Here is a 7,442-nt window from a genome sequence, read left to right on the forward strand (position 1 = left end):
TTAGCCGTTATCTGGTAATCTGGAAGTCAAAGGGCTGCTCAACACGTGTTGGATAAGCAACGCCATTTTCAACATATTTGGTTAATTGTGCACGACGTACAGCAGACTCGACCTTACGGTTAATCGAAGGACTGCAGCTTGAATTACGTGCTGTCGCAGCCACTACCTTGCCTTGTTCATTCGCTGAGATATCGACCACCATGGAACAGGAACTTCTCAACTCACCTGCTGACATCGATACTTTTGGCGTACGCAACCAGGTCACACCACCACCCAAAGAAACACTCTTAGGAGAAGGAGGTGCAGGTGGTGCCGGTGGCGCAACAGGCGCAGGCGGTGCCACAGGTGCTGGTGGAGGTGTCGGAGCGACTTTGGTTTCTTTCACAACCGTTGGTACAACCGGACTTGGCGTTGGTTTTGCTTCAACTGGTGGTGCCACAACCTTAGGCGTTTCAGCCTTCTTCACTTCCTGGATTTTTTCAACCTTTTTCGGAGGTGGTGGCAACGGTTTTTCAACAATCTTGACCTCTTTCGGCTTCGGCGGCTCTTTCTTCGGCTCAGGCTTTGGCTTCGGAGGTAATGGTCTTGGCGCTTCCTGCAGTTTTACAAAGCGAACCTTCATCGGCTCCTTGTCTACAGGCTTGAGTTCAGGTGCTTCCATCTGGCTGACAGCCCACAATAGGCCAACATGTCCCACCAGTACAGCTGCCATAACAGCTGCGACTTTCTTTTTCATCTGGTTGGGTGGAGTAGGCATCATAGGAGAAGCAACTTGGCTCATTAAATCTTTTACCTTGAAGAGATGATATGAAACAAATAATCAAGCTCATCGGTTAGCACAATTAAAGTACGCCAATAATAAATGAGAAGGGTTTTCATTTGCAATAACAATCCCCAACTTTCTTCATTTTTTTCGACAAATGAGAGAAACAACTCAAATAAAAAAAGGCATACTTAAAGTATGCCTTTTTGAATGATGATGCAAGACTTATTGGAATACCACTGTCTTGTTACCATCCACAATAATACGGTCTTCCAGATGCCATCTTACGGCACGCGCCAGTACATTACGCTCTACGTCCTGCCCCAGTTCACGCAGCTGCTCTACAGTAAAGTCATGGTTTACACGCTCTACGTCCTGCTCAATGATTGGACCTTGGTCCAGATCAGCCGTTACATAGTGGGCAGTCGCACCAATCAGTTTCACACCTTTTTCATAAGCCTGCTTGTACGGATTTGCACCGACAAACGCTGGCAGGAATGAATGGTGAATGTTGATCACTTTCATTTCCCATTTTTGTACAAATTCTTCATCCAGAATCTGCATATAGCGCGCCAGTACTAACAAATCATTGCCTTGCATCAGCTCATCAATTTTTGCATAAGCTTCACGTTTATTGTCTTTAGTCACTGGTACTACTTCAAATGGAATACCAAAATTTTCAACCGATTCACGCAGCGTTTCATGATTCGATACCACTTTGGTGATTTCACATGGCAGACCGCCACGTGCATGACGCCATAACAGCTCAAGTAAAGCGTGATCAACTTTAGACACCAGAATGCCGACTTTTTTCACATCACTTACCAGCGCCAGACGCCAATGCATGTTATAGCGTTCCGCAACATTGACAGCAAAAGTCTGTAACAGGCTTTCTTTACGACTTTGCAGGTTATCGAGTTCAAACTCAACACGCATGAAGTAACGTCCGCCCTGAGCTTCTGTCGCGTATTGATCAAGCGCAGTAATATTGGCGCCCTGATGATACAAGAAGCTTGAAACAGCCTGCACGATGCCCGGCTTGTCTTCACAAGTAATCAATAAACGTGCGGTGTTAGCAGTCGTCATATTCATGTTGGTAAACGTCACTAATCAGATAAATTAAAAAATAAGCCGAGTATTCTAGCGCGTTTCTTAATTATTCTGAATAGTTTGTTCAGTTTCCCGATCTTTAGCGGATGACAGACTGGCAAAAAGCTCGGAAGAACCAAAAGAGTTCAACAGGCTTTCATAGGTATGACGGCTCTCACCACGCAGATAGGCACCTTCCAGGAATACCATTTGACGCAATGCCTGCCATACCCATTTTTCTTCCAGATGGTTCGAGTCGGTAATATGACCAGACATATACAGGAAGTTGGTCCAGTTGGTCAGCACGATCCACAAGTTGATAATTAAGGCTTCAATTTCCGAATCAGTCATTTCCATTAAGCCAGCATTGACAAAGGCTTTATAGATTTTTTGTCCCTGCTGCATGACTTCACCCGCAAAGCGCGGATACAGCTTGCGGAAGTCTTCATTATTTTCCACCAGGTGATAAACATCACGATGCAGGAAACGATAAGCCCATAACTGGCTGCTGAGCACCTGGAAATAATGAATCTTGTCATTAGCATCCAGCGGACGGTCATCCGGCAATGCCAGCATTTCCAGGGTTTCCTTCTGGTACTGCTCCATCAGTTCCTTGATGATTTCATTCTTGTTACGGAAATGATAGTACAGGTTACCCGGGCTCATACCGAGTTCAGCAGCAATATGATTCGTCGTAACAGAACGCTCACCACGCTCATTAAATAACTGCAAACTGAGCTGCAAAATACGTTCTTTCGTTTTCAACGTTTTGGTTTGGGACATCCTAAAATAACCATTCAGTTCATATACCCGCACGCACCAGCAGCGCATTGACGGTCGAGTACACAAAGTAACTTGACTAATTAGAGTATTTACTCTAAAAATAAATAATCGATTTTCTTAAAAGTGGTAGTGCTGCATGAACAGTCACACAAAAACGACATTAATGACACCACATTTTTTTGACAGCCAGTGCCTTAATGACATTCTGGCACAACAAAAACATGCCTACTTACGTTACCCGCTGCCGACTGCAAAGGAACGTATCGATCGTTTAGCTCGACTTAAGCGTATCTTAGTTAAGTATCAAGATCAATTTGCCGATGCAATTAATCAGGATTATGGCAACCGTTCGATTGGGGAAACCAAAATCGGGGAACTGTTGACCTGCCTGGAACACATCAAATATTACAGCAAGAATCTGACTGGCTGGATGAAACCATCCAAGCGTCACGTCAGTATTATTCACCAGCCAGCCAAAGCCTGGGTGCAGTACCAGCCATTGGGCGTGGTCGGCATTATTGCGCCTTGGAACTATCCTTTACTCCTCTCGATAGGACCACTGGTCTGTGCACTGGCTGCAGGCAACCATGCCATGATAAAAATTTCGAGTGCCTCTGCTCATTTTGGAGCGGTACTTGAAACAGCCTTGGCGGAAGCCTTTCCAAAAGAACTGGTCGCAGTCATTACTGGTGGCGGTGCAGTATCTGATGCCTTTTGCCGCTTGGCTTTCGATAAAATGATTTTCACCGGCTCAACCGCGGTGGGTAAAACCGTAATGGCAGCAGCTGCAGAAAATCTGGTGCCGGTGATTCTGGAACTCGGTGGTAAATCACCTGTTCTGGTTCATCCATCTATTGATATTGAAGATGTGGCAGAGCGTATTGCGGTAGGTAAACTCTGGAATGCCGGTCAAACCTGTGTGGCCCCTGACTATATGTTCCTGCCACGCGGTAAAACCGCTGAATTTATCGACCATTTCCGCAGCTATGTGGAAACCATGTATCCAGATATCACCCATAACCAGGACTACACTTCGATTGTGAATGACAAGCAATACAACCGTCTGCAAGGCTATTTAGAGGATGCACGTGCACATGGCGCCCAGGTTATTGAAATCAACCCGCGTAATGAAACACCGGCAGATCTGCGTAAAATAGCACCGACCATTCTGACCAATGTGACGCCAGATATGGATATCATGAAAAATGAAATCTTCGGTCCGCTGCTGCCAATCATGGAATATGATCAAATTGACGATGTAATCGACTTTATTAATAGCCGTCCGCGTCCACTTGCATTATACTATTTCGACTTTGATCAGGCGCGTGCCGATTATGTCGCACAGCGTACCCATTCAGGGCACTTCGGCCAGAACACGGTACTCACTCATGTTGCACAGGATGACCTGCCATTTGGCGGCGTTGGCGCTTCGGGGATGGGTAAATACCATGGGCCAGAAGGCTTCTTCAGTTTGTCGCATGAACGGTCTGTAATGTCCAATCCTAAGCTGTATAGCTTGAAATACATTCTCCCGCCGTTTAATAAGCCGATTCATAAACTGATTTCGAAGACTCTTCTTCGATAAATGATCAAGGCATGAGCTGTTGCACCAACTCATGCCCGGTTTTAGACAAAATCGCTTGTCTTTTAAGCGCATTTTTGGTATAAAACGCCCCTTGAATGAATTCAATCCGTTTATTTTTGACTGGCCATACAGATTTGCTGTTGGCTAAATCAATGGAGTTACACCATGTCTAAGGTTTGCCAAGTTACCGGCAAGCGTCCAGTCGTTGGTAACAACGTCTCACACGCCAACAACAAAACTAAGCGCCGGTTCGAGCCGAACCTGCACCAACACCGCTTCTGGTTAGAAAGCGAAAAACGTTTCGTACGTCTTCGTCTTACTACTAAAGGTATGCGTATTATCGATAAATTGGGCATTGAAAAGGTTGTTGCTGACCTTCGTGCTCAAGGTCAAAAGATCTAAGTAAGGAGTCAGGACAATGCGTGATAAGATTCGCTTAGTTTCTTCAGCTGGTACAGGTTATTTCTATACCACTACTAAGAACAAACGTACTATGCCGGAAAAAATGGAAATCAAAAAATTTGATCCAAAAATCCGTCAACACGTGATCTTCAAAGAAGCTAAAATTAAATAATTTTAGTTTTTTGAAAAAAAGCGACCTTTTAGGGTCGTTTTTTTTTGCATTTTTTTTATTCAGCTTGATAAACTTTCTTTTTGTTTTGGCACTTTTTGTGCTTATTTCCCATAAAAAACTGAAATTTTAAAATTCACCTTAAAGGAGTGTTTAGTGCCACATGACGTAGATCTCATCATATTACTGGCTGTAGGCTTTGGACTGGCGCTGGCATTCGGCTATATCGCTGCGCGCTTGCGTCTACCTCCCTTGATCGGATATCTGATTGCCGGGATCCTGATTAGCCCCAATACCCCTGGGGTGGTTGGTGACATCCAGCTCGCCAATCAGCTTGCCGAATTAGGCGTCATGTTCCTGATGTTTGGTGTCGGGATGCACTTTTCCTTAAATGATCTGATGCAGGTAAGGCGTATTGCCCTGCCTGGTGCCATCCTGCAAATTGCAGTGGCTACCCTGCTTGGCGTTGGTGTCTCCATGCTCTGGGGCTGGAGTTTCGGTTCTGCGCTTGTTTTTGGTTTAAGCCTCTCCTGTGCCAGTACTGTCGTGCTCCTAAAAGCACTTGGAGACCGTGGTCTGCTTGAATCCATTAACGGTAAGATCGCCGTGGGCTGGCTGCTGGTTGAAGATCTGGTCATGGTATTGGCACTGGTGTTACTTCCTGCAACTGCAGTTTTACTCGGTGGTCAGGCACTGGAAGGCAGCAGTGATGGGAATATCTGGCTCACCTTGGGCATTACCCTACTCAAGGTCGCAGGCTTTATTGCCTTTATGCTGATTGTTGGTAAACGTCTAATACCAATGATCATGCAGGTTGTCGCGCGTCTAGGCTCACGTGAACTGTTTACGCTAACTGTTGTGGCCGCTGCTGTATCGATTGCCTTTGGTGCCTACAAAGTCTTTGGTGTCTCTATGGCACTAGGTGCATTCTTTGCAGGTATGGTCGTGAAAGAATCTGACTTCAGCCATCGTGCAGAAGAAGAAACCCTTCCGCTACGTGAAATTTTCTCGATTCTATTCTTCGTTTCTGTTGGTATGCTGTTTGATCCGCGGATTATGATTGAGCAACCCCTGCATGTGCTGGCGGTTGTTGCCATTATTATGATTGGTAAGACCATTGCTGCGATGGCACTAGTACTATTCTTCCGTTATCCAATCAACACAGCGCTGACAGTGGGTGCGTCACTGGCGCAAATCGGTGAATTCTCGTTCATTCTTGCTGCACTTGGAGTATCGCTAAATCTGCTGTCACTGGAAGGGCAAAACCTGATTCTGGCGGGTGCCTTGATTTCAATTACTCTGAACTCTTTTATTTTCGCTGCCATCGAACCAGTACAGAAATGGATTCGCGAACGTTCCAACCTGGCGCGTTTACTGGAGCGCAGTGGCGATCCACTGGCCATGCTGCCTGATGAAGTATCCCAGGACTACCTGCGCGATCAGGTAGTGATTGTTGGCCATGGTGAAGTGGGACGTCGCATCACGACTTCTTTGATGGAACAAAACATTAAAGTTGTGATTGCCGAAGAAAACCGGGAGATTGTGGAAAAATTGCGTGCCAAAGGCATTGCAGCGGTATCGGGTGTAGCGACTGAACCAGGCGTCTTGATTCAGGCCCATATTCAGCATGCACGTCTGTTGGTTATTTCCCCTATGGATATTCTGGACATTCATAAAATCGTAGATATTGCCAAAACTTTAAATCCTGAAATTCAGGTACTGGTCTGTGCCGAAAGTAAGGAAGAAGCTGAAGTTATCCGCCGCGATAATGTGGGTGCGGTGTACTATGCTAAAGAAGAAATGGCGAAGAACATGAGTCGTCATATCCTGCATCAGATTCAGATTGCCCATCAACATAGTTCGGCACATTAAATTTTAATTTTTTAAATTGGGCAGATCATGAGTATCTGCCTTTTTATGACAAAAAAATTGATCGACTTTATAATAAACTCCTAATTTAAATAACTTATAGACTTTTATATTTGATTTTAAAGTCTTTTAAACAGGATTCTTGTGGGGGAATAGTATGCGTTATAAAGGTAAATTAACCACATGGAAAGATGACCAAGGCTTTGGATTCGCGACTACCCATGAAACTTCAGAACGTGTTTTTGTTCATATTAAAAATTTTAGTTATAAGACCAGACGCCCTGTAGATGGTGATGAACTGATTTATAATGTTGAACAAGGGACTAAGAAAAACTTACAAGCAACCAATATTCAGTTTTTACATGATTATGAACGTCAACGATTAAGAGACCAACGCCATCAACAACAAGAAGGTGGCAAAAACTTATTGTCTAAAATTGCAGCTTACCCATTTATTCTTACCTTACTAGTTCTATTTTTGACAGGACAAATCTTGGTTTGGGTCTTAGTTTATTATGCAGTGATTAACCTCATCACGTTCTTCGCTTATTGGCAAGATAAACAATCAGCCCAAAACAATAAACGTCGTACACCAGAGCAAACTCTACATAATCTGAGTTTATTTGGTGGTTGGATAGGTGCTTTACTTGCTCAGCTCAGTTTAAGACATAAATCACAAAAACAAGAGTTCCGAAAAAAGTTTTGGTTAACCACAGTGATCCATATTATTTTTTTTGGCATATATTTAATAATGAAATAAATCCAATAAAAAAGCGCACTTT

Annotated in this window: 8 protein-coding genes; 5 read left to right on the plus strand and 3 right to left on the minus strand. The window is 44.2% G+C overall.

Annotated elements, in window-relative coordinates:
- Positions 1 to 7: 7 nt before the first annotated feature.
- The 3 genes from HADU_RS00550 to HADU_RS00560 form a co-directional block, all read right to left on the minus strand.
- A complete protein-coding gene (locus HADU_RS00550; RefSeq protein WP_008302056.1) occupies positions 8 to 781 on the minus strand; it encodes an energy transducer TonB in 774 nt (257 codons plus the stop codon).
- A 207-nt stretch (positions 782 to 988) separates the two neighbouring features.
- On the minus strand, positions 989 to 1,855 hold the full coding sequence (gene purU / locus HADU_RS00555) for a formyltetrahydrofolate deformylase (RefSeq protein WP_004813265.1): 867 nt from the start codon (positions 1,853 to 1,855) through the stop codon (positions 989 to 991).
- Between the two features lie 60 nt (positions 1,856 to 1,915).
- Entirely contained in the window at positions 1,916 to 2,635 is a 720-nt protein-coding gene (locus HADU_RS00560) for a TetR/AcrR family transcriptional regulator (RefSeq protein WP_008302057.1), read from the minus strand.
- Between the two features lie 136 nt (positions 2,636 to 2,771).
- On the opposite strand from HADU_RS00560, the gene HADU_RS00565 reads away from it, so the two are divergent.
- The 5 genes from HADU_RS00565 (at position 2,772) to HADU_RS00585 (ending at position 7,420) form a co-directional block, all read left to right on the plus strand.
- Positions 2,772 to 4,220, plus strand: coding sequence for a coniferyl aldehyde dehydrogenase (locus HADU_RS00565; RefSeq protein WP_034591954.1), 1,449 nt, complete (start codon positions 2,772 to 2,774; stop codon positions 4,218 to 4,220).
- A gap of 165 nt (positions 4,221 to 4,385) precedes the next feature.
- Positions 4,386 to 4,622 (plus strand): 50S ribosomal protein L28, encoded by a 237-nt coding sequence (gene rpmB, locus HADU_RS00570; RefSeq protein ID WP_004813275.1) that lies wholly within the window; start codon positions 4,386 to 4,388, stop codon positions 4,620 to 4,622.
- A gap of 16 nt (positions 4,623 to 4,638) precedes the next feature.
- Complete coding sequence (rpmG, locus tag HADU_RS00575; protein ID WP_001205031.1) at positions 4,639 to 4,794, plus strand: 50S ribosomal protein L33; 156 nt, start codon at positions 4,639 to 4,641, stop codon at positions 4,792 to 4,794.
- Positions 4,795 to 4,947: 153 nt separating this feature from the next.
- Positions 4,948 to 6,663 carry a cation:proton antiporter gene (locus HADU_RS00580; protein ID WP_008302322.1) on the plus strand — a complete coding sequence of 572 codons (1,716 nt, stop codon included), beginning with the start codon at positions 4,948 to 4,950 and terminating at the stop codon, positions 6,661 to 6,663.
- A 154-nt stretch (positions 6,664 to 6,817) separates the two neighbouring features.
- Positions 6,818 to 7,420 (plus strand): DUF1294 domain-containing protein, encoded by a 603-nt coding sequence (locus HADU_RS00585; protein WP_008302324.1) that lies wholly within the window; start codon positions 6,818 to 6,820, stop codon positions 7,418 to 7,420.
- The last annotated feature ends 22 nt before the right edge of the window (positions 7,421 to 7,442 follow it).

Source organism: Acinetobacter sp. HA, from assembly GCF_000264725.1.
Classification (GTDB): domain Bacteria; phylum Pseudomonadota; class Gammaproteobacteria; order Pseudomonadales; family Moraxellaceae; genus Acinetobacter; species Acinetobacter schindleri.

What these genes read in the sequence shown, in the direction of transcription:
- HADU_RS00550 (WP_008302056.1), bottom strand. Translation starts at nt 781, where the DNA reads ATGAGCCAAGTTGCTTCTCCTATGATGCCTACTCCACCCAACCAGATG.
- purU (WP_004813265.1), bottom strand. Translation starts at nt 1,855, where the DNA reads ATGAATATGACGACTGCTAACACCGCACGTTTATTGATTACTTGTGAA.
- HADU_RS00560 (WP_008302057.1), bottom strand. Translation starts at nt 2,635, where the DNA reads ATGTCCCAAACCAAAACGTTGAAAACGAAAGAACGTATTTTGCAGCTC.
- HADU_RS00565 (WP_034591954.1), top strand. Translation starts at nt 2,772, where the DNA reads ATGAACAGTCACACAAAAACGACATTAATGACACCACATTTTTTTGAC.
- rpmB (WP_004813275.1), top strand. Translation starts at nt 4,386, where the DNA reads ATGTCTAAGGTTTGCCAAGTTACCGGCAAGCGTCCAGTCGTTGGTAAC.
- rpmG (WP_001205031.1), top strand. Translation starts at nt 4,639, where the DNA reads ATGCGTGATAAGATTCGCTTAGTTTCTTCAGCTGGTACAGGTTATTTC.
- HADU_RS00585 (WP_008302324.1), top strand. Translation starts at nt 6,818, where the DNA reads ATGCGTTATAAAGGTAAATTAACCACATGGAAAGATGACCAAGGCTTT.